The sequence below is a fragment of the Enterobacter sp. JS8-1 genome (genome assembly GCF_049187015.1).
GTDB classification, from domain to species: Bacteria; Pseudomonadota; Gammaproteobacteria; order Enterobacterales; family Enterobacteriaceae; genus Enterobacter; species Enterobacter mori.
In genome coordinates this window covers 3,277,685-3,300,928 of sequence record NZ_CP185805.1, presented here as the reverse complement: position 1 = coordinate 3,300,928, position 23,244 = coordinate 3,277,685, and the positions used below count along the sequence as shown (strand labels likewise).

The following is a 23,244-nucleotide window of genomic DNA, read 5'->3' as shown; positions in this document are numbered from 1 at the left end:
TGTAACAATCTGTGCGTTGATTCACAGTAACAATCACCGTGATTTCTTAACATCCCCGCCTCTGGAAGTCAGGTGCGAGCCACCTGCCCATTTAATTCAAGGCCACGGAGGCTGTCATGCTCAGTATCTTCAAACCCGCGCCGCATCGTGCGCGTCTGCCAGAGGCAGAAATTGATCCGCTTTACCGCCGTCTGCGTTGGCAAATCTTCCTGGGGATCTTCTTCGGGTACGCGGCGTACTACCTTGTGCGTAAAAACTTTGCGCTCGCCATGCCGTATCTGGTGGAGCAGGGCTTCTCCCGCGGCGATCTGGGGTTCGCGCTGTCGGGGATTTCCATCGCCTACGGTTTTTCCAAATTCATCATGGGCTCGGTGTCGGATCGCTCGAATCCGCGCGTGTTCCTGCCTGCCGGTCTGATCCTGGCGGCCGCGGTGATGTTGTTCATGGGCTTCGTGCCGTGGGCGACGTCCAGTATTGCGATTATGTTCGTGCTGCTGTTCCTCTGCGGCTGGTTCCAGGGAATGGGGTGGCCGCCGTGCGGACGTACCATGGTGCACTGGTGGTCGCAGAAAGAGCGCGGCGGCATCGTGTCGGTGTGGAACTGTGCCCATAACGTCGGCGGTGGGCTTCCGCCTCTGCTGTTCCTGCTCGGTATGGCCTGGTTCAACGACTGGAAAGCCGCGCTGTATATGCCCGCCTTTGGCGCCATCGTCGTGGCAATTATTGCTTTCGCGCTGATGCGCGACACGCCGCAGTCCTGCGGCCTGCCGCCGATTGAAGAGTACAAAAACGACTATCCGGATGATTACAGCAAGGAGCACGAAGAAGAGCTGACCGCAAAACAGATCTTCATGAAGTACGTGCTGCCCAACAAGCTGCTGTGGTACATCGCGGTTGCCAACGTGTTCGTTTACCTGCTGCGCTACGGCATCCTCGACTGGTCGCCAACCTACCTGAAAGAGGTGAAGCACTTCGCGCTGGATAAATCCTCCTGGGCCTATTTCCTGTATGAATATGCCGGGATCCCTGGCACGCTGCTTTGCGGCTGGATGTCAGACAAAGTGTTCAAGGGCAACCGCGGGGCGACGGGCGTGTTCTTTATGACCCTGGTGACCATTGCCACCGTCGTTTATTGGCTCAACCCGCCGGGCAACCCGTCAGTAGATATGGCCTGCATGATCGTTATCGGTTTCCTGATTTACGGTCCGGTGATGCTGATTGGCCTGCATGCCCTGGAGCTGGCCCCGAAAAAAGCGGCAGGCACGGCGGCGGGCTTTACCGGTCTGTTCGGCTATCTCGGCGGTTCGGTCGCGGCGAGCGCCATTGTGGGCTACACCGTTGACTTCTTCGGCTGGGACGGCGGTTTTATGGTGATGATTGGCGGTAGCGTGCTGGCTGTACTGCTGTTGATTGTCGTCATGATCGGTGAAAAACGTCACCACGCGGAAGTGCTGGCGCGTCGTCAATAAGGAGCAATGCGATGAAATTAACCCAACTTGCAACCGGCCTGCTGCTGGCTGGTTTAATGACCGGCTCCGCGCTGGCTGCTGATAAGATTGTGATTGCCCACCGCGGTGCCAGCGGCTATCTGCCGGAGCATACGCTCCCGGCGAAAGCGATGGCCTATGCGCAAGGCGCGGATTATCTTGAGCAGGATCTGGTGATGACCAAGGATGACCAGCTGGTTGTCCTGCATGACCATTATCTTGACCGCGTAACGGACGTGGCGGAGCGTTTCCCGGACCGCGCGCGAAAAGATGGGCGCTACTACGCCATCGACTTCACGCTGGCGGAGATCCGCTCGCTGAAGTTTACCGAAGGCTTCGAGATTGAAAACGGCAAGAAGGTGCAGGTCTATCCGGGACGTTTCCCGATGGGCAAGTCCGACTTCCGCATCCATACCTTCCAGGAGGAGATTGAGTTTGTTCAGGGGCTGAACCACTCCACCGGTAAAAACATCGGTATCTACCCGGAGATCAAAGCGCCGTGGTTCCACCATCAGGAAGGGAAAGACATTGCCGCGAAGACGCTGGAGGTGCTGAAACAGTACGGCTATACCAGCAAGAAGGACAAAGTTTACCTGCAGTGTTTTGACGCCGCCGAGCTGAAGCGCATCAAAACCGAGCTGGAGCCGAAGATGGGGATGGATCTCAATCTGGTACAGCTGATTGCCTATACCGACTGGAATGAAACCCAGGAGAAGCAGCCGGACGGGAAGTGGGTGAACTACAACTACGACTGGATGTTTAAGCCGGGCGCGATGAAGCTGATTGCCCAGTACGCCGATGGTATCGGGCCGGATTACCACATGCTGGTGGCGGAAGGCTCCACGTCGGGCCACGTGAAGCTGACGGCGATGGTGAAAGAGGCACATGCCAGCAAGATGCTGGTGCATCCGTACACGGTGCGTGCAGACCAGCTGCCGGAGTATGCCACGGACGTGAATCAGCTTTATGAGGTGTTGTATAAGCAGGCAGGCGTGGACGGACTGTTTACGGATTTCCCGGATAAAGCGGTCGAATTCATTCACCGGAAGTAGGTTTTGTAGGTCGGGTAAGGCGAAGCCGCCACCCGACAATCAGGCTCTGCGGCCTGATGCCCTCACCCTAACCCTCTCCCACAGGGAGAGGGAAACAGGGCAATCACATCTCGATCTCAATATCGCCTTTTGCCCTGCAGCAGCAGGGCAAAATTTCTCCTTCACTGATAAAGGCCAGCGGTTCGGTCAGCCAGTCCACCTGGCCTGCGACCAGACGGCAGCGGCACGAGCCGCAATAGCCTTCACGACACTGGTACTCTACCTCCACCTGATGCGCTTCTAGCGCCACCAGCAGTGAAGGGTGCTCTTCCTGGCACATCACTTCGGTGCCCGAAAGGCTCAGCGTTACGCGCGTCATCAGAGCTGGAAGTCGCTCAGGTCGTCGGTGTTGACTTCAGAATCAATCTGACCGACCAGATAAGAACTTACTTCCACTTCCTGCGGCGCCACCTGCACGTTATCGGACACCAGCCAGGTGTTGATCCACGGGATTGGGTTGGAGCGCGTCTGGAACGGCAGGTCGAGACCGACCGCCTGCATGCGGATGTTGGTGATGTACTCAACGTACTGGCATAGGATGTCTTTGTTCAGGCCAATCATGGAGCCGTCGCGGAACAGGTAGTCTGCCCACTCTTTTTCCTGCTGGGCCGCCAGCACGAACAGATCGTAGCATTCCTGCTTGCACTCTTCGGCAATCGCAGCCATTTCCGGGTCGTCCGCGCCGCTGCGCAGCAGGTTCAGCATGTGCTGAGTCCCGGTCAGGTGCAGGGCTTCGTCACGGGCGATCAGGCGGATGATTTTGGCGTTGCCTTCCATCAGCTTGCGCTCGGCAAAGGCGAAGGAGCAGGCGAAGCTCACGTAGAAGCGGATCGCTTCCAGCGCGTTAACGCTCATCAGGCACAGGTACAGCTGCTTTTTCAGCGCGCGCAAGTTCACGGTAATGGTTTTGCCGTTCACGTTATGCGTGCCTTCGCCCAGCAGATGCCAGTAGCTGGTCATCTCGATCAGCTCGTCGTAGTAGTGCGCAATGCCTTCCGCGCGCTTCTGGATCTGCTCGTTGGTGACGATATCGTCAAACACCACCGCCGGATCGTTCACGATGTTGCGGATGATGTGGGTGTAAGAGCGGGAGTGGATCGTCTCGGAGAACGCCCAGGTTTCTACCCAGGTTTCCAGCTCAGGAATTGAGATCAGCGGCAGCAGCGCCACGTTCGGGCTACGACCCTGAATGGAGTCCAGCAGCGTCTGGTACTTAAGGTTGCTGAGGAAGATATGTTTTTCGTGATCCGGCAACGCCTGGAAATCGATACGGTCGCGGGAAACGTCCACTTCTTCCGGGCGCCAGAAGAAGGAGAGTTGCTTTTCAATCAGCTTTTCGAAGATGTCATATTTTTGCTGATCGTAGCGTGCCACGTTGACCGGCTGGCCGAAGAACATCGGCTCTTTGAGCTGGTCGTTTTTCGTCTGTGAAAAGGTGGTATATGCCATGAATGTGTCCTGTGGTGGTATTTCCCTCACCCTGGCCCTCTCCCACAGGGAGAGGGGGAAAGAGTTCCCTCTCCCTGTGGGAGAGGGTTAGGGTGAGGGGATTTATTAGATCTTACATGCGCCGCTTTCGCAGCCATCGTCCTGAATTGACGGCACCATGTCGTCCTGCGCGTCTTCCGCACCGTCACGGGTGTTGTGATAGTACAGGGTTTTCACGCCAAACTTATACGCGGTCAGCAGGTCTTTCAGCAGTTGCTGCATCGGAACCTTGCCGGACGGAAAGCGCGTCGGGTCATAGTTGGTATTGGCAGAGATCGACTGGTCGATAAACTTCTGCATGATACCCACCAGCTGCAGGTAGCCGTCGTTGTTAGGCATTTCCCACAGCAGCTCGTAGTTGTTACCCAGCGTCTCGTAATCCGGTACGACCTGACGCAGCACGCCGTCTTTCGAGGCTTTAATGCTGACGTGGCCGCGCGGCGGCTCAATGCCGTTGGTGGCGTTGGAGATCTGCGAAGAGGTCTCGGACGGCATCAGGGCAGAGAGCGTGGAGTTACGCAGGCCGTGGGTCTTGATGGACTCGCGCAGGCCTTCCCAGTCGAGGTGCAGCGGCTCGCTAACAATCGCGTCCAGGTCTTTCTTGTAGGTGTCGATTGGCAGAATGCCTTTCGCGTAGGTGGTTTCGTTGAACCACGGGCACGCGCCTTGCTCTTTCGCCAACTCGTTAGATGCTTTCATCAGGTAGTACTGAATGGCTTCAAACGTCTGGTGCGTCAGGTTGTTGGCGCTGCCGTCAGAGTAACGCTTGCCGTTTTTCGCCAGCCAGTAGGCGAAGTTGATCACGCCGATACCCAGAGTACGACGGCCCATTGCACCGCGTTTAGCGGCCGGGATTGGGTAATCCTGGTAATCCAGCAGGGCGTCGAGGGCACGTACGGCCAGCACGGCCAGCTCTTCCAGCTCGTCCAGGCTCTTAATCGCACCCAGGTTGAACGCGGACAGCGTACACAGCGCGATTTCACCGTTTTCGTCGTTCACGTCTTCCAGCGGTTTGGTCGGCAGGGCGATCTCCAGGCACAGGTTAGACTGGCGCACTGGTGCAACAACCGGGTCAAACGGGCTGTGGGTGTTGCAGTGGTCCACGTTCTGGATGTAGATACGGCCGGTAGAAGCACGTTCCTGCATCATCAGGGAGAACAGGTCTACCGCCTTCACGCGCTGTTTGCGGATGCTGTCGTCTTTTTCGTATTTGGTGTACAGACGCTCGAACTCGTCCTGATCGGCGAAGAAGGCGTCATACAGGCCCGGGACGTCGGACGGGCTGAACAGGGTGATGTCTTCGCCCTTCAGCAGACGGGTGTACATCAGCTTGTTGATCTGCACGCCGTAGTCCATGTGACGCACGCGGTTGCCTTCCACGCCGCGGTTGTTTTTCAGAACCAGCAGGCTTTCCACTTCCAGGTGCCACATTGGGTAGAACAGGGTCGCTGCACCGCCGCGCACGCCGCCCTGAGAGCAGGATTTCACTGCCGTCTGGAAGTGCTTATAGAACGGAATACAGCCGGTGTGGAACGCTTCACCGCCGCGAATCGGGCTGCCCAGCGCACGGATGCGACCGGCGTTGATACCGATACCGGCGCGCTGGGAAACGTATTTCACGATGGCGCTGGAGGTGGCGTTGATGGAATCCAGGCTGTCACCACACTCAATCAGTACGCAGGAGCTGAACTGACGGGTTGGGGTACGCACGCCAGACATGATTGGCGTCGGCAGAGAAATCTTGAACGTCGATACCGCATCGTAGAAACGCTTCACGTATTCCAGACGGGTGTCGCGCGGGTAGTTAGAGAACAGGCAGGCAGCCACCAGAATATAGAGGAACTGGGCGCTTTCGTAGATCTCACCGGTTACGCGGTTCTGAACCAGGTATTTGCCTTCGAGCTGCTTCACCGCCGCATAGGAGAAGTTCATGTCGCGCCAGTGATCGATAAACCCGTTCATCTGCTCGAACTCTTCTTCCGTATAGTCTTCCAGCAGATGCGTGTCGTATTTGCCCAGCTCAACCATTTTCACCACGTGATCGTACAGCTTAGGCGGCTCAAACTGACCGTAGGCTTTTTTACGCAGGTGGAAAATCGCCAGACGTGCAGCGAGGTACTGATAATCCGGTGCTTCACGGGAGATCAGATCCGCCGCTGCCTTGATGATGGTTTCATGGATATCAGACGTTTTGATGCCGTCGTAGAACTGGATGTGGGAACGCAGTTCAACCTGGGAGATAGATACGTTGTTCAGTCCTTCTGCTGCCCAGTCGAGAACTCGATGGATTTTGTCCAGATTGATACGCTCGGTGGTACCGTCGCGCTTTGTCACCAGCAGACTCTGATTCATGTGGGGTTTACCTGTCCGTGAAATAAAAAAATATCCCCCGCTTATCCACAGATCCGTCTTGTGACTAACTCTGTGGATAAATACTACATATAGGGGGTTTGCGATAAGAAAAACGCTATATGGTGAGTATTCTAGTATCGAATCTTTTCAGCACAAGGGTTGATTTTGACGTTAAATTGAGGTTGTGAAAGGGTAAAAAAGGCTAAGTCCTCGTACCGTAAGGCCTGGAAGACATGTCAATAATTAAGAAAAAAAATTCAAAATTTGATCGAGTGCTGATTTCTTCAACGGGAGGTCAGAATTGCGCAACATGATGTCGCGCAATCTTTATAAGAATAACGAATGACGTTAGTCGTTTTTGGCGGTGGTATGCAACATATAGTTAACATCTACGCCCGGTGCGAGCTTGAATTTATCGGCCAGCGGATTGTAGTGCAGGCCGGTGATGTGCTGCTCTTTGAGCCACGTCTGGTCAACCCAGCTTAACAGCTCCGCAGGCTTGATGAATTTCTTCACGTCGTGCGTCCCTTTCGGCACCATGCGCAGCACATATTCTGCGCCAACAACGGCCATCAGCCAGGCTTTGCCGTTGCGATTGATGGTTGAGAAGAAGACCTGACCGCCCGGTTTCACCAGTTTTGCACAGGCATGCACTACGGACTGCGGGTCGGGAACGTGCTCCAGCATCTCCATGCAGGTCACCACATCGTACTGGTGGGCATGTTTTGCCGCGTGCTCTTCCACGGTTTCCTGCACGTAATCCACCTGAATGCCGGACTCCAGCGCGTGAAGGCGGGCGACCTGCAGCGGTTCAAAGCCCATATCCAGGCCGGTAACGGTGGCCCCTTCGCGCGCCATGCTTTCAGCCAGGATGCCGCCGCCGCAGCCGACGTCGAGCACTTTCTTACCGAACAGACCGCCGGAACGCTCCGCGATATAGCCCAGACGCAGCGGGTTAATGCGATGCAGAGGTTTGAACTCACCTTCGAGATCCCACCAGCGGGACGCCACCGCTTCAAATTTGGCAATCTCTTCGTGGTCAACGTTGTGAGCCACCGGGGATTTTTCGGCATTCATGGGCGCTTTTACTCCTTATTTAGCAAGACAAAGGAGTATATCAGCCCGCGCGGGTGAATAAAGCTTATTGGTTTACCTCAATCACCGCGGCTGTGTTATAATTTGCGACCTTTGAATCCGGGATACAGTAGAGGGATAGCGGTTAGATGAGCGACCTTGCGAGAGAAATTACACCGGTTAACATCGAGGAAGAGCTGAAGAGCTCCTATCTGGACTATGCGATGTCGGTCATTGTTGGCCGTGCGCTGCCGGACGTCCGCGATGGCCTTAAGCCGGTACACCGTCGCGTACTATACGCCATGAACGTATTGGGCAATGACTGGAATAAAGCCTATAAAAAATCTGCCCGCGTCGTGGGTGACGTCATCGGTAAATATCACCCGCATGGTGATACCGCCGTTTATGACACCATCGTCCGTATGGCGCAGCCATTCTCCTTGCGCTACATGCTGGTAGATGGTCAGGGTAACTTTGGTTCTGTTGACGGCGACTCCGCAGCGGCGATGCGTTATACGGAAATCCGTATGTCGAAAATCGCCCACGAGCTGATGGCCGACCTGGAAAAAGAGACCGTTGATTTCGTCGATAACTACGACGGCACTGAGCGCATTCCTGATGTTATGCCAACCAAGATCCCGAACCTGTTAGTGAACGGTTCGTCCGGTATCGCGGTCGGTATGGCTACCAACATTCCGCCACACAACATCACCGAAGTGATCAACGGCTGCCTGGCCTATATCGACGATGAAGAGATCAGCATTGAAGGGCTGATGGAACACATCCCGGGCCCGGACTTCCCGACGGCGGCGATCATCAACGGTCGTCGTGGTATTGAAGAAGCCTACCGCACCGGTCGTGGCAAGATTTACATCCGTGCCCGCGCCGAAGTGGAAGCGGATGCCAAAACGGGTCGTGAAACCATTATTGTTCACGAGATCCCGTATCAGGTGAACAAAGCGCGCCTGATTGAAAAAATCGCCGAGCTGGTAAAAGAAAAACGTGTTGAAGGTATCAGCGCGCTGCGTGACGAGTCTGACAAAGACGGTATGCGCATCGTGATTGAGATCAAACGTGACGCGGTGGGTGAGGTTGTGCTGAACAACCTGTACTCCCAGACTCAGCTCCAGGTTTCCTTCGGTATCAACATGGTTGCACTGCACCATGGTCAGCCGAAGATCATGAACCTGAAAGAGATCCTGAGCGCGTTCGTGCGTCACCGCCGTGAAGTGGTGACCCGACGTACTATTTTCGAGCTGCGTAAAGCGCGCGACCGTGCCCACATCCTTGAAGCGCTGGCCGTTGCCCTGGCAAACATTGACCCGATCATTGAGTTGATTCGCCGTGCGCCGACGCCAGCAGAAGCTAAAGCAGCCCTGATCGCGCGTCCGTGGGAGCTGGGTAACGTAGCCGCCATGCTCGAACGTGCGGGCGACGACGCTGCGCGTCCTGAGTGGCTGGAGCCTGAATTCGGCGTGCGCGACGGTCAGTACTATCTGACCGAGCAGCAGGCACAGGCGATTCTGGATCTGCGCTTGCAGAAACTGACCGGCCTTGAGCATGAAAAACTGCTCGACGAATACAAAGAGTTGCTGGAACAGATTGCTGAGCTGCTGCATATCCTGGGTAGCGCAGACCGCCTGATGGAAGTGATCCGCGAAGAGCTGGAGCTGGTCCGCGATCAGTTCGGCGATGCGCGTCGCACCGAAATCACCGCAAACAGCTCTGATATCAACATTGAAGATCTGATCAACCGCGAAGACGTGGTGGTCACCCTGTCTCACCAGGGCTATGTGAAGTATCAGCCGCTGACCGACTACGAAGCACAGCGTCGTGGCGGTAAAGGGAAATCTGCGGCACGTATTAAAGAAGAAGACTTTATTGACCGTCTGCTGGTGGCGAACACCCATGACACGATCCTCTGCTTCTCAAGCCGTGGTCGTCTCTACTGGATGAAAGTCTATCAGCTGCCGGAAGCAAGCCGTGGCGCGCGTGGCCGTCCAATCGTCAACCTGCTGCCGCTGGAAGCGAATGAACGTATCACCGCTATCCTGCCGGTACGCGAGTACGAAGAGGGCGTGAACGTCTTTATGGCGACTGCGAGCGGTACTGTGAAGAAAACCGCGCTGACCGAATTCAGCCGTCCGCGTTCGGCCGGTATTATCGCCGTGAACCTGAACGAAGGCGACGAACTGATCGGTGTGGATCTGACCTCCGGTTCCGATGAAGTGATGCTGTTCTCCGCCGCCGGTAAAGTGGTGCGTTTCAAAGAGAACGCGGTCCGCGCAATGGGCCGTACGGCAACAGGCGTTCGTGGGATCAAACTGGCGGGTGAAGACTCCGTTGTTTCCCTGATCGTTCCACGCGGCGAAGGGGCTATCCTGACCGTCACGCAGAACGGCTACGGTAAACGTACGGCGGAAAGCGAATATCCGACTAAGTCCCGTGGTACGCAGGGCGTTATCTCTATCAAAGTGACCGAGCGCAACGGTTCCGTTGTCGGCGCGGTGCAGGTGGACGACGCCGACCAGATCATGATGATCACCGATGCCGGTACGCTGGTGCGTACTCGCGTATCTGAGATCAGCGTGGTGGGTCGTAACACCCAGGGCGTGATCCTCATCCGTACAGCGGAAGATGAAAACGTGGTGGGTCTGCAGCGCGTTGCTGAGCCTGTGGATGACGAAGAACTCGACTCCATCGATGGTACGGTAGCGGAAGGCGATGATGAAATCGCGCCGGAAGCGGACACCGACGAAGATGCAGCGGATGACGCTGACGAGTAATGTCTCCTGACGCAAAAAGGGCCGGTTTCCGGCCCTTTTCTTTTGCACAAGCAGACAAGTGAACGTTGCGACAAGCCGCGTTTACCGCTACCTTAACCACATTCTTTTTGACCCCGATGGCGGAGCCTCGCCCCTTTGAAATACCTCGTCTCCTTTCGTACCACGCTGAAAGTCTCTCGCTATCTGTTCCGGGCGCTGGCGCTACTGCTTTGGTTGCTGGTGGCTCTGTTCTCGGTGTTTTTCATCGTTAATGCGCTACACCAGAAAGAAGCGGAGATCCGCCAGGAGTTTAATCTCAGCTCCGATCAGGCCCAGCGCTACATTCAGCGCACCTCTGACGTCATGAAGGAGCTGAAGTACATTGCCGAGAATCGCCTGACGGCGGAAAACGGTATTCTTGCCATTCGTGGGCGCAATGATAAAACCGAAGTGCCCGACTTTGAGCCCCTGTTCCCGGACTCTGACTGCTCCGCAATGGGCAGCACCTGGCGCGGCTCGCTGGAATCGCTGGCGTGGTTTATGCGCTACTGGCGTGACAACTTCTCCGCGGCCTATGACCTGAACCGCGTCTATCTTATTGGCAGCGAAAATCTCTGCATGGCCGATTTTGGCCTGCGCGACATGCCTGTAGAGCGCGATGACGCGCTGAAAAGCCTGCATGAGCGTATTGTGAAATACCGCAATGCGCCGCAGGACGAGCGCGGGAATAACATCTTCTGGATTAGCCAGGGCCCGCGCACGGGCGTGGGCTATTTCTATGCCCTGACGCCGGTGTATCTGGGCAACCGCCTGCAGGCGCTGCTGGGCATTGAACAAACCATCCGCATGGAAAACTTCTTCACGCCGGGAAGCCTGCCGATGGGGGTGACCATTCTCGATGAAAACGGTCATTCCCTGATCTCCCTTGCCGGGCCGGATAACCGTTTGAACGTTGATCCGCACTGGATGCAGGAGCGGTCATGGTTTGGCTACACCTCCGGTTTCCGCGAACTGGTGTTGAAGAAAAGTCTGCCGCCTTCGTCGCTCAGCATTGTCTATTCGGTGCCGGTGGATATGGTGCTCGAACGCATTCGCATCCTGATCCTCAACGCCATTTTGCTGAATATCGCGGTGGGCGTGGCGCTGTTTATGCTGGCGCGCATGTATGAGCGCCGGATATTTATTCCGGCAGAGGCAGACGCCCAGCGTCTCGAAGAGCATGAGCAGTTTAACCGTAAGATTGTCGCCTCTGCGCCGGTGGGGATCTGTATCCTGCGCACCCAGGACGGCACCAATATCCTCAGTAACGAGCTGGCGCATAACTACCTGAACATGCTGACGCATGAGGACAGGCAGCGGCTGACGCAGATTATCTGCGGGCAGCAGGTTAACTTTGTGGACGTGCTGACCAGCACCCACACCAACCTGCAAATCAGCTTCGTGCATTCGCGCTATCGTAATGAAAACGTAGCCATTTGCGTGCTGGTGGATGTCTCCGCGCGCGTGAAAATGGAAGAGTCGCTTCAGGAGATGGCGCAGGCGGCCGAGCAGGCCAGCCAGTCGAAATCAATGTTCCTTGCTACCGTCAGCCACGAGCTGCGCACGCCGCTTTACGGGATCATCGGTAACCTCGATCTGCTGCAGACGAAAGAGCTGCCGAAAGGGGTTGATCGCCTGGTCACGGCGATGAACAACTCTTCAAGCCTGTTGTTGAAAATCATCAGCGATATTCTCGATTTTTCAAAAATTGAGTCAGAGCAGCTGAAAATCGAGCCGCGCGAGTTTTCCCCACGCGAGGTCATGAACCATATTAGCGCCAACTACCTGCCGCTGGTGGTGCGTAAACAGCTGGGACTGTACTGCTTTATCGAACCTGACGTGCCGCTGACGCTGCACGGCGATCCGATGCGCCTGCAGCAGGTCATATCCAACCTGCTGAGCAATGCCATCAAATTCACCGATATTGGCTGTATTGTGCTCCACGTGTGCCGCGTAGGGGACTATCTGACTATCCGTGTGCGTGATACGGGCGTGGGCATCCCGGCGAAGGAGGTGGTCCGTCTGTTCGACCCGTTCTTCCAGGTCGGGACGGGCGTGCAGCGCAACTTCCAGGGCACCGGGCTGGGGCTGGCGATTTGTGAAAAGCTCATCAGCATGATGGACGGGGATATCTCGGTCGATACCGAACCGGGCATGGGAAGCCAGTTCACCATCCGTATTCCGCTCTACTCGGCGCAGTATCCGGCTAAAACGACGGTCGATGGGCTGAGCGACAAGCGCTGCTGGTTGGCTGTGCATAATGCTTCGCTCAATGATTATCTGACGGCGCTGCTTAACCACAGTGGCGTACGGGTATGCCGATATGAAGGGCAGACTCCGGACGTGGACGATATGCTGATCGCTGACGACATGCCGGAACAGGCGTGGCCGGGAAGAGGGGTGATCATGTTCTGCCGTCGTCATATTGGTATTCCGCTGGAGCGCGCGCCGGGGGAATGGGTGCACAGCGTGGCGACCCCGCATGAGCTGTTAGGGCTACTGGCGCGCATTTACAGCGTACAGCTTGAAGACAGCGATGGCGCAACGGCACTGCCGTCACCGGATGCGCTGGCGTCAGTGAATGACGATATGATGATTCTGGTGGTGGACGACCATCCGATTAACCGCCGCCTGCTGGCCGACCAGCTTGGCTCGCTCGGATATCAGTGTAAAACCGCCAACGACGGCGTCGATGCGCTGAACGTGCTGAGTAAAAACCATATTGATATCGTGCTGAGCGACGTGAATATGCCAAACATGGACGGCTACCGTCTGACGCAGCGTATTCGCCAGCTTGGCCTGACGCTGCCGGTCGTTGGCGTGACGGCTAACGCCCTGGCGGAAGAGAAGCAGCGCTGCCTGGAGTCTGGCATGGACAGCTGCCTGTCGAAACCGGTGACGCTGGACGTGCTGAAACAGACATTGTCGATTTATGCGGATCGCGTGAGAAAAACCAGAATATAAAAAAGGCCCGCGAGGGCCTTTTACGTTTTTCACCCTCTCCCTGTGGGAGAGGGGCGGGGTGAGGGCATCAGGCCGCTCACCTGCCCGGGATCAATCCTTATCCGTTGCGCTCAGCGTCACGGAGGAGAGATAGTTGAGCAGCGCAATATCATTGTCCACACCCAGCTTCATCATTGCTGATTTCTTCTGGCTGCTGATGGTTTTAATACTGCGGTTCAGCTTCTTGGCAATCTCGGTTACCAAGAAACCTTCTGCGAAGAGACGCAGAACTTCGCTCTCTTTTGGAGACAGGCGCTTGTCGCCATAGCCACCCGCGCTGATTTTCTCCAGCAGGCGGGAGACGCTTTCAGGAGTGAATTTCTTGCCTTTCTGCAGCGCTGCCAGCGCTTTTGGCAGGTCGGTTGGTGCACCTTGCTTCAGCACAATCCCTTCGATATCCAGATCCAACACTGCGCTCAGGATCGCCGGGTTGTTGTTCATGGTCAGAACGATGATCGAGATGTCCGGGAAGTGACGTTTAATGTATTTGATGAGCGTGATCCCATCACCGTATTTGTCTCCAGGCATGGACAGATCGGTAATGAGCACGTGTGCATCAAGTTTAGGAAGGTTATTGATCAGTGCTGTAGAGTCTTCAAATTCACCGACTACATTCACCCACTCGATCTGTTCAAGTGATTTGCGAATACCGAACAGTACAATCGGATGGTCATCGGCAATAATTACGTTCATATTGTTCATGTATAAGGCTACCTTGCTACAGCAAGCTCTTGACATAGGTGTCAATGTCGCTGATGTATTTTTCAATGCCAGAGGCATCTTTCTCACGAATTAGATGTTCCAGCGTTTCACATAACTGCTTGCCGGGAACCAGATTAAGCATGGCAAACACCCCTTTAAGCCGGTGTGCTGTCTGTGCCAGCGCTGCAAAATCATTCGCAGCGGACTCAGTATACAACCGCTTAACATCATCTGGTACTGTATCAACAAAGAGTGAATAGTATCCGCTGGCGTGGAGCTCGGCATTTTCATTGCCGCCTAACGGTGATTCCGCTATCTCTTCCTGCGCCAGTTGCTCTTCTATAAGTTGTAGTACAGCTTCCTGCATCGCATTGCTTATATTAAAGTTGACGCGCAGCTGGCCTGGGCCGATTTTTCGCACGCCTGACTCATCATCGCTTAAAAGCAAGCCTGTGGCAGTAAGATTAGACGGATTATCAGTTAAAAATAGATCAAATTCTTGACTCGCAAGCCTTTCGTCCGGCGTGATGCAGGCCGCACCCCAATTTTCTAACTGGCGAACCACGATATTGCGGATCTCGTTTGAGGTCACATCGACCATCACCACCACATCATCCAGCAGACGTTCTTCATCTTCTTCCTGTGGATTCGCCGCCATTTTGACATGCAGCGAGTAGCGTGTGCCGAGGGATTCACGCGCCTTAATATTCAGGTGACCGCCCAGTTTACGTGCCAGCTGATCGCACAGCCAGAAGGTGAGGGCGTTCGCTTTGCCGTAGTGGTCACTCTGGGTATCGTTCAGGAACGGGAAGTGCAGATTATCAATTTCACTTACGGTGACGCCTTCACCCGTGTCCAGAATACGGAACGTCAGGCGATCCTCCGTCGATTCGTCAGTGCTGACTTCGAGAGTGATCTTGCCGATCTGGGTGGTGGTGACCGAATACTGGATCAGCATCAGCAGGATCCGACGCAGCGCTTCGCGATCGCCATGGCGCTCGTCATTTGCCGGGAGGTGGTTGTTGATCAGCAGCTGCAGCCCTTTGCGCTTAATGACCGGGAGCACCTCCGGAACCACTTCATCGATCAGATCCTGGATAGAAAAGAGCGTTGGGGTGCCTTTCCAGATGTCATTTTCCAACATGTTTGCGAGCTGAATTTCGTCCACCATACGCACCAGCGACTCGGCCTGGCTCGTCAACTGCTGGCCTTCTGGCGTGTTCAGACCCGCAGCCTGAGCAGCTAGCGTTTTTAGCGGTTGTTTGAACGCATCACCGATATTTTGCATAAACGCCGTGCGGCCATGCTGGTTTTTCTCGTAAAGCCGCTGCGCCTGCTTGAGCTTTTTGTTGACCAGCACTTCACGGTCCTGATCGCGAATAACAAAGATTTGCGTACGGGATGCAACCTGGCTGCTGAACTGACGGATCTCATACAGTTCGTTATTAATGGTCGCCTGAATTACCCCCTGGTGCTGGTCCGCCATCGCCGTGATGTTCTGCAGGTTGAGGTGGGGCAGAAGGTGATCGGCAATCTTGTTGCTCATCACGGTGCGGTTGGCTTCCTGATCGTGAACAAGCACCCCGAGCGGCAGGACCGAAATAATCTCTTCATTCAGGGCGCGCAATACGCGAAGTTCATTACTGGTGCCCGCAGAGACAGCAGAGGCGTCACTCTGACGTCCCGGCTGGAAGCGGAACGTGCTGTAGCCAAACAGCGCCAGCGCCAGCAAACCGATGTTCAGCAGCAGCGGCAGCAGGATGTTTTGCAATGTATCAAGCAGCAAGGTGCCAAACGGCACCTGCCACACCAGACGCATGCCGGTTGAATTTAACGATGACGCAATTTCGATTTTTGAGCCGTTAAATGAAATAGAGACACTCTCTGTCCCTTCTTTATCCGGCGGGTTGCGCAGGTTTTGCGTGCTGTTGTCAGGCTCCAGGCGGAAGCTGTCCAGCGGCATGTCCGGGGGGATCAGGTCATTGATCGGCAGATCGAACGCCACCACGGTTGCGAGGTGTCCCGGCTGGTTAAACGTCGTGCGCAGCGTAAAGTAATGTCCATTTTGCCAGGCCAGACGGCGCAAAGAGGAGAAACTCTCGCGCTCATCCAGGGCGTTGGCTTGCTGCAACATTTCTGCGCGGCGTGAATCCACAATGCTCCCTACCGTCGTCTCTTTAAATCCGGATGAGAGGTCTTTGAGCGGCAGGGTGGAGATCAGGATCATGCTGTTGTCCTGACCGTTCAGGTAGTACATCGACCAGGGCACGGTCTCTGCGCCCCAGAGAGTATCAAGATAGGTTGAAATGCGCTGCGTCATCTCAAGCGTCGCGCTGTCATGCGAACCGAAAATCAGGGCTTCTGTCTTACGCTGAGGTTTTTCCAGGTAATACACATCCTGCTTAAGGCGTGTCTCCTGTAATCCTTCCCCGGTGGTGGTTGCGGGCGCGGCGGCAATGTTGTCGTAGATCTGCCAGGTCGCATAGCGCCATGTGTCGATCCGTTTGTGTACCGCATGAGTGATATCAACGATCTGGTAACTCTTGTCCTTCAGCCAGGCATTGACCGCACTTTGAACCATGACCCCCATCGTGACCAACAGCACAACGATCAATAGAAGAAAGAAACGGGTGATGCTCCCAGGAAGGAGGGAGAATTTGCTCAGGGCGGTAGTTTCAGTCTGACTCATTGATATCTTTAACCCGTGATGGCCGTGCTTTAAGGGGATACGGCAGTATAAAGGGTAAAACCTGAATTTCCAGCGTCATGGTCTGAGAATGACGGACTTTTTCCACGAAGAATGTCGGCAGTGCTCGGTGCGTGAAATATGTACAAATGACGGCGGGGTGTATAAATATAAATCGACATCTTTCCGGGAATAGCACGAATAAACAAGAAATTGAGTTTTGTAGAAATGATGCGGGTCTGCGAAGGGTCAGGGGGCGATTTAGTTAATAGTCGTTACGATTTCGGAGCGGTAGCACAAGAAAAATATAGTTGCGTAAAGAAAGGTAAAAAAAAACCGAACGCTCGGCATTCGGTTCAATTAGGGATAAACAGACATTCAAAACTGAATGACGGTAATAAATAAAGTTAATGATGATAGCGAGAGCTATTTTAGTGATATTGGCTTGTTTTGTTTTATCATTCAGTGCTGTCATGATTTTTTATCTAATTAGCTGATTTTAAGTCAATTTTTTTTCATTTTGATTATTGGTGCTATATTTTTAACCCCTGCGTGCTTTGTAAAAGTTCCTTGATGTTTACAAATTGAAACATCTTGATAGATAAATGAAACATCTTAAAAGTTTTCGTATCATATTCTCGTTGGATTATTCTGTATTTTTGAGGAGAATGAAGTTGCCGACTGGTTAAGAGGGTTAATCAGTAAGCAGTGGTAATAATAAGGCATATAACAGAGGGTTAATAAAATGAAAGTTAAAGTACTGTCCCTCCTGGTACCAGCACTGCTGGTAGCAGGCGCAGCAAATGCGGCTGAAATTTATAACAAAGACGGCAACAAATTAGATCTGTACGGTAAAGTTGATGGTCTGCACTATTTCTCTGATGACGACAGCGTTGACGGCGACCAGACCTACATGCGTCTTGGCTTCAAGGGCGAAACGCAGGTTAATGACCAACTGACCGGTTACGGCCAGTGGGAATACCAGATTCAGGGTAACTCCGGCGAAAACGAAAACAACTCCTGGACGCGTGTGGCGTTCGCGGGTCTGAAATTTGCCGACGCGGGTTCTTTCGATTACGGTCGTAACTACGGTGTTGTTTACGATGTCACCTCCTGGACTGACGTACTGCCAGAATTCGGCGGCGACACCTACGGTTCTGACAACTTCATGCAGCAGCGTGGTAATGGCTTCGCGACCTACCGTAACCAGGACTTCTTCGGTCTGGTTGATGGCCTGAACTTCGCGCTGCAGTATCAGGGTAAAAACGGTAGCGTCAGTGGTGAAGACCAGACCAACAACGGTCGTTCTGCACTCCGTCAGAACGGTGATGGCTACGGTGGTTCTATCACTTACGATCTGGGCGAAGGCTTCGGTATCGGTACTGCTCTCACCAGCTCTAAACGTACCAACTCCCAGAACGACATGGGCTTCGGTACCGGCGATCGTGCTGACACCTACACCGGTGGTCTGAAATACGACGCGAACAACCTCTACCTGGCTGCACAGTACACCCAGACCTACAATGCGACCCGCGCGGGCGATCTGGGCTGGGCTAACAAAGCGCAGAACTTCGAAGTGGTTGCACAGTACCAGTTCGACTTCGGTCTGCGTCCATCCGTGGCTTACCTGCAGTCTAAAGGTAAGGATCTGGAAAACGGCTACGGCGACCAGGATATCCTGAAATATGTTGACGTGGGCGCGACTTACTACTTCAACAAAAACATGTCCACCTATGTTGATTACAAAATCAACCTGCTGGACGAGAACGACTTCACTCGTAGCGCTGGCATCAGCACTGACGATGTCGTCGCGCTGGGTCTGGTTTACCAGTTCTAATCGCTTCATTGCGTAACTAAGGGGCCTTCTGGCCCCTTTTTTTGGGTCTTACAACGGGACCATTTTGGTGTACTCTTGCCGCCCTGGCATGAGGATAATAATGAATGGATATGACTTTTTTACGCGCCAGCGTTCTGGCTATGCTTTTTTTCCTGACAGCGTGTGACGCGCCTGCACCCTCAGCACAAACTGACGCGCCAGCGGCGACGGTGCTGGAAGGAAAAACGATGGGCACCTTCTGGCGCGTGAGCGTCATGCATCTCGACACGGCGCGGGCTGACGAACTTCGCGGCAAAATTCAGTCCCAGCTCGACGCTGACGACCAGCTGCTTTCAACCTATAAAAACGACTCAGCGCTCATGCGTTTTAACCTCTCAACCAGCACCTCTCTGTGGCCGGTGAGTGAAGCCATGGCCGATATTGTGACGGAGTCAATGCGCGTGGGGTATAAAACCAACGGCGCGATGGACGTGACCGTCGGCCCGCTGGTGAATCTGTGGGGGTTTGGCCCCAACAAGCAGCCGGTGACCACGCCTGACCAGGCGGCGATTGATGACGCCCGCGCGCGCACCGGGCTGCAACACCTGACGGTCATTAACCAGTACGGTCAACAATATCTGCAAAAAGACATTCCCGATCTCTTTGTCGATCTCTCAACGGTAGGCGAGGGGTATGCGGCAGATCATCTTGCGGCGCTGATGGAGCGTGAAGGCATTTCCCGCTATCTGGTCTCGGTGGGCGGTGCGCTCGTCAGCCGGGGGATGAACGCCAGTGGCAAACCGTGGCGGGTGGCCATTCAAAAACCGACCGATCGGCAAAACGCGGTGCAGGCGATTGTGGATATCAACGGCCACGGGATCAGCACCTCGGGAAGCTATCGAAACTATTATGAGCTCGACGGCAAACGCATTTCGCATGTCATCGATCCGCAGACCGGCCGTCCGATTACCCATAATCTTGTTTCCGTTACGGTGATCGCGCCGACGGCACTGGAAGCGGACGCCTGGGATACCGGCCTGATGGTACTCGGCCCGGAAAAGGCCAAAGAGGTGGCGCGGCAGGAACAGCTCGCGGTCTATATGATCACCAAAGAGGGCGACGGGTTCAAAACCTGGAGCTCGCCGCAGTTTACGGGTTTCCTGGTGAGCGAAAAAAATTAAAAAGCAAGGTTGCGGGTTTTTGTTCGGTGGCACTCGGGCAAGGTAGGATTATGCTTGTAAGAGGAGCTGATGATGAAAAACGTAACCTTTACTACCGATGAAGATCGCTGGCAAGCCGTGCTTGGCCGCGATCCTCGCGCCGATAATCAGTTTGTCTTTGCGGTTCAGACGACGGGGATTTATTGCCGTCCGTCCTGTCGTGCCCGCCACGCGCTGCGTAAAAATGTCCGCTTCTATCCTGATGCTCAGCACGCTGTTCAGGACGGCTTTCGCCCCTGCAAACGTTGTATGCCGGACAAGCTCAACCCACATCAGCAGACGCTGGCGAAAGTTGAACAGGCCTGCCGCCTGCTGGAGCAGGATCCGGCGTTAACGCTGGAGGCGTTGGCGCAGAAGGTCGCCAGCAGTCCTTTCCATTTCCACCGTCTGTTTAAATCCGTGACCGGCATGACGCCTAAAGCCTGGCAGCAGGCCGCGCGGGAACATCGTCTGCGCAGCGCGCTGGCGCAGGGGGATAAAATTACCGACGCTGTACTGGCGGCAGGGTTTCCCGATAGCAGCAGTTATTACCGGAAAGCCGATGAGGCGCTGGGGATGACGGCGAAGCAGTACCGCAGCGGGGATGTCGCGGTTCGTTACGCCATCAGCGACTGTTCCCTGGGGCGTTGTCTGGTTGGCGAAAGCGAGCGCGGGATCTGCGCAATCCTGCTGGGTGACGACGATGCGACTTTAGAAGGGGAGCTATTGACGCTGTTTCCCCGCGCGGAGCGAGAAGTGCTTGAAGGTCCGTTCGCGCAGCGCATCCAGCAGGTGATGAGCAGTATTGACAGCCGCTCGGTGCCGCTGGCGCTTCCGCTGGATATCCGCGGAACGGCTTTTCAGCAGCAGGTCTGGCAGGCCCTTCGCAACATTCCCTGTGGTGAAACGGCAAGCTACCAACAGGTGGCAAAGGCGATGGGTAAACCCAATGCCGTACGCGCCGTGGCAGGTGCCTGCGCCGCAAACAAACTGGCGATCGTCATTCCCTGCCATCGCGTAGTGCGAAACGACGGGGCGCTTTCGGGTTATCGTTGGGGGACGGCACGAAAAGCGATATTGCTTAAACGTGAGGCGAGTCGCCGGGAGGAATAATGCTCGATCTTTTTGCCGATGCGGAGCCCTGGCAGGAGCCGCTCGCGCCGGGGGCGGTGATCCTGCGCCGCTTTGCGCTTTCCCGCGCAGCGGCGTTACTGACAGGCATTGATGAGGTGGCGGCCGTCTCGCCATTTCGCCATATGGTGACGCCGGGCGGGTATACCATGTCAGTGGCGATGACCAACTGCGGTCAACTCGGCTGGGCGACCAACGAACGCGGCTATCTGTATGCGCCCAATGATCCCACCACCGGCAAGCCGTGGCCGCCGATGCCGGATGCGTTTCAGCGACTCTGCCACGAGGCTGCGGTTGCCGCCGGGTATGCCGATTTTCAGCCGGATGCCTGTCTGATCAACCGCTATGCCGTCGGGGCAAAACTGTCGCTGCATCAGGATAAGGATGAGCCGGATCTGCGCGCGCCAATCGTTTCGGTCTCTCTGGGTCTGCCCGCTGTCTTTCAGTTTGGTGGATTACGTCGTAACGATCCGCTTAAGCGTCTGATGCTGGAGCACGGTGATGTGGTGGTCTGGGGCGGCGAGTCGAGGCTCTTTTATCACGGCATTCAACCGCTTAAACCTGGTGTTCACCCGCAAACGGGGGCGTTTCGCTTTAACCTGACGTTCCGTCAGGCGGCTTATGGCGAATAAAAATAAGAATTATTCTTGATGTAAACGCAAGGCAGTTTACACTGCGGGCTGATTTTCTTGTCCGGATTGCTCTGCATGCAACTACTTCTTCTTGTCTGGCGTCAGTATCGCTGGCCTTTTATTGCGGTGATGGCGTTAAGCCTTGCCAGCGCCGCGCTGGGTATCGGCCTGATCGCCTTTATCAACGTCCGTTTGATTGAAATGGTCGACTCCTCGCTGGCCGTTCTGCCGGAATTTCTGGGTTTATTGCTGCTGCTGATGGCGGTCACGCTGGGTTCACAGCTGGCCCTGACCGCGCTCGGCCACCACTTCGTTTTCCGTCTGCGCAGCGAATTTATCAAGCGGATCCTCGACACGCAGGTTGAGCGCGTGGAGCAGCTCGGCAGTGCCTCCCTGCTTGCAGGGCTGACCAGCGACGTGCGCGCCATTACCATCGCCTTTGTGCGTCTGCCTGAGCTGGTGCAAGGTATCATTTTGACCTTCGGTTCGGCGGCCTACCTTGCCTGGCTCTCCACTAAAATGCTGGCGGTTACCGCGCTGTGGATTGTCATCACCATATGGGGCGGGTTCCTGCTGGTGTCGCGCGTCTACAAACACATGGCGGTACTTCGCGAAACCGAAGATAAACTTTACAACGATTACCAGACGGTGCTGGAAGGGCGCAAAGAGCTGACCCTGAACCGCGAGCGCGCTGAGCATATTTTCAATAATCTCTATATCCCGGACGCGCGCGAATACCGGCATCACATCATTCGCGCCGATACCTTCCACCTGAGCGCGGTGAACTGGTCGAACATCATGATGCTGGGTGCCATTGGCCTGGTGTTCTGGATGGCGAACAGTCTGGGCTGGGCGGACACCAACGTGGCGGCAACCTACTCGCTGACGCTGCTGTTTTTGCGCACGCCACTGCTCTCGGCCGTCGGTGCGTTGCCCACCTTGCTGAGTGCGCAGGTGGCGTTTAACAAGCTTAAGAAGTTCGATCTCGCGCCGTTTAAGGCTGAATTCCCGCGCCCGCAGGCTTTCCCGAACTGGCAGACGCTGGAGCTTCGTAACGTCACGTTCCGCTATCAGGATAACGCCTTCTCCGTGGGGCCGGTTAACCTGACGATTCACCGTGGCGAGCTGCTGTTCCTGATTGGCGGCAACGGCAGCGGTAAATCCACGCTGGCAATGTTGCTGACCGGGCTTTATCAACCGCAGTCGGGCGAGATTTTGCTGGACGGTAAGGCGCTGAGCGCAGAGAAACCGGAGGATTACCGTAAGCTTTTCTCGGCGGTATTTACCGACGTCTGGCTGTTTGATCGGCTGCTGGGGCCGGAAGGCCAGCAGGCCAATCCGGCGCTGGTGGAGAAGTGGCTTGGGCATCTGCAGATGTCGCACAAGCTTGAGCTTCAGGACGGCAAGATCCTGAACCTTAAGCTCTCGAAAGGGCAGAAAAAGCGCGTGGCGCTGCTGCTGGCCCTGGCGGAAGAGCGTGACATCATCCTGCTGGATGAATGGGCGGCCGATCAGGACCCGCATTTCCGCCGCGAGTTTTATCAGGTGCTGCTGCCGCTGATGCAGGATATGGGCAAAACCATTTTCGCCATCAGCCACGACGATCATTACTTCATTCACGCCGACCGTCTGCTGGAGATGCGCGACGGCACGCTGAGCGAGCTGACCGGTGAAGAACGCGATGCAGCATCGCGTGACGCGGTGGCGCGCACGGCCTGATGCCCTCACCCTAACCCTCTCCCACAGGGAGAGGGGATAGATCGTGGCCGTAGTGGCGAT

The 23,244-nt window shown here is 55.3% G+C and carries 15 protein-coding genes; 9 read left to right on the top strand and 6 right to left on the bottom strand.

The annotated features are described in order from the left end of the window. Nucleotides 1–116 precede the first annotated feature (116 nt). Nucleotides 117–1,469 (top strand): glycerol-3-phosphate transporter, encoded by a 1,353-nt coding sequence (glpT, locus tag ACOQH0_RS15635; protein WP_089597932.1) that lies wholly within the window; start codon nucleotides 117–119, stop codon nucleotides 1,467–1,469. 11 nt (nucleotides 1,470–1,480) lie between these two features. Then, nucleotides 1,481–2,539 (top strand): glycerophosphodiester phosphodiesterase, encoded by a 1,059-nt coding sequence (gene glpQ, locus ACOQH0_RS15630; RefSeq protein ID WP_421510777.1) that lies wholly within the window; start codon nucleotides 1,481–1,483, stop codon nucleotides 2,537–2,539. A 103-nt stretch (nucleotides 2,540–2,642) separates the two neighbouring features. On the opposite strand, the gene yfaE is transcribed toward glpQ, so the two are convergent. From yfaE to ubiG, 4 genes are all read right to left on the bottom strand, one after another. Continuing rightward, complete coding sequence (gene yfaE / locus ACOQH0_RS15625; protein ID WP_421510776.1) at nucleotides 2,643–2,897, bottom strand: class I ribonucleotide reductase maintenance protein YfaE; 255 nt, start codon at nucleotides 2,895–2,897, stop codon at nucleotides 2,643–2,645. Beyond that, on the bottom strand, nucleotides 2,897–4,027 hold the full coding sequence (nrdB, locus tag ACOQH0_RS15620) for a class Ia ribonucleoside-diphosphate reductase subunit beta (RefSeq protein ID WP_010433416.1): 1,131 nt from the start codon (nucleotides 4,025–4,027) through the stop codon (nucleotides 2,897–2,899). Before nrdB ends, yfaE begins: the two co-directional genes overlap by 1 nt. Nucleotides 4,028–4,132: 105 nt before the next feature. Continuing rightward, nucleotides 4,133–6,418 (bottom strand): class 1a ribonucleoside-diphosphate reductase subunit alpha, encoded by a 2,286-nt coding sequence (gene nrdA / locus ACOQH0_RS15615; RefSeq protein ID WP_023312513.1) that lies wholly within the window; start codon nucleotides 6,416–6,418, stop codon nucleotides 4,133–4,135. A 348-nt stretch (nucleotides 6,419–6,766) separates the two neighbouring features. Further along, a complete protein-coding gene (gene ubiG, locus ACOQH0_RS15610) occupies nucleotides 6,767–7,495 on the bottom strand; it encodes a bifunctional 2-polyprenyl-6-hydroxyphenol methylase/3-demethylubiquinol 3-O-methyltransferase UbiG (RefSeq protein WP_417931519.1) in 729 nt (242 codons plus the stop codon). Between the two features lie 146 nt (nucleotides 7,496–7,641). Here ubiG and gyrA point away from each other — a divergent pair, with 146 nt between their 5' ends. Both gyrA and rcsC read left to right on the top strand, forming a co-directional pair. Then, nucleotides 7,642–10,278, top strand: coding sequence for a DNA topoisomerase (ATP-hydrolyzing) subunit A (gyrA, locus tag ACOQH0_RS15605; RefSeq protein WP_042715151.1), 2,637 nt, complete (start codon nucleotides 7,642–7,644; stop codon nucleotides 10,276–10,278). A 135-nt stretch (nucleotides 10,279–10,413) separates the two neighbouring features. Next, nucleotides 10,414–13,260, top strand: coding sequence for a two-component system sensor histidine kinase RcsC (gene rcsC, locus ACOQH0_RS15600; protein WP_089597935.1), 2,847 nt, complete (start codon nucleotides 10,414–10,416; stop codon nucleotides 13,258–13,260). A 90-nt stretch (nucleotides 13,261–13,350) separates the two neighbouring features. Here rcsC and rcsB read toward each other — a convergent pair whose 3' ends face one another. Both rcsB and rcsD read right to left on the bottom strand, forming a co-directional pair. Then, nucleotides 13,351–14,001 carry a response regulator transcription factor RcsB gene (gene rcsB, locus ACOQH0_RS15595; protein ID WP_003859405.1) on the bottom strand — a complete coding sequence of 217 codons (651 nt, stop codon included), beginning with the start codon at nucleotides 13,999–14,001 and terminating at the stop codon, nucleotides 13,351–13,353. Nucleotides 14,002–14,017: 16 nt separating this feature from the next. After that, nucleotides 14,018–16,690 carry a phosphotransferase RcsD gene (gene rcsD, locus ACOQH0_RS15590; RefSeq protein WP_100165848.1) on the bottom strand — a complete coding sequence of 891 codons (2,673 nt, stop codon included), beginning with the start codon at nucleotides 16,688–16,690 and terminating at the stop codon, nucleotides 14,018–14,020. Between the two features lie 742 nt (nucleotides 16,691–17,432). On the opposite strand from rcsD, the gene ACOQH0_RS15585 reads away from it, so the two are divergent. From ACOQH0_RS15585 to ACOQH0_RS15565, 5 genes are all read left to right on the top strand, one after another. Continuing rightward, nucleotides 17,433–18,524 carry a porin OmpC gene (locus ACOQH0_RS15585; RefSeq protein ID WP_126816609.1) on the top strand — a complete coding sequence of 364 codons (1,092 nt, stop codon included), beginning with the start codon at nucleotides 17,433–17,435 and terminating at the stop codon, nucleotides 18,522–18,524. Nucleotides 18,525–18,628: 104 nt separating this feature from the next. After that, on the top strand, nucleotides 18,629–19,684 hold the full coding sequence (gene apbE / locus ACOQH0_RS15580) for an FAD:protein FMN transferase ApbE (protein WP_108416621.1): 1,056 nt from the start codon (nucleotides 18,629–18,631) through the stop codon (nucleotides 19,682–19,684). Between the two features lie 72 nt (nucleotides 19,685–19,756). Beyond that, a complete protein-coding gene (gene ada, locus ACOQH0_RS15575; RefSeq protein ID WP_211449102.1) occupies nucleotides 19,757–20,815 on the top strand; it encodes a bifunctional DNA-binding transcriptional regulator/O6-methylguanine-DNA methyltransferase Ada in 1,059 nt (352 codons plus the stop codon). Next, nucleotides 20,815–21,465 (top strand): DNA oxidative demethylase AlkB, encoded by a 651-nt coding sequence (gene alkB / locus ACOQH0_RS15570; RefSeq protein WP_411777390.1) that lies wholly within the window; start codon nucleotides 20,815–20,817, stop codon nucleotides 21,463–21,465. Before ada ends, alkB begins: the two co-directional genes overlap by 1 nt. 75 nt (nucleotides 21,466–21,540) lie before the next feature. Continuing rightward, nucleotides 21,541–23,184 (top strand): multidrug ABC transporter permease/ATP-binding protein, encoded by a 1,644-nt coding sequence (locus tag ACOQH0_RS15565; RefSeq protein WP_420984956.1) that lies wholly within the window; start codon nucleotides 21,541–21,543, stop codon nucleotides 23,182–23,184. The last annotated feature ends 60 nt before the right edge of the window (nucleotides 23,185–23,244 follow it).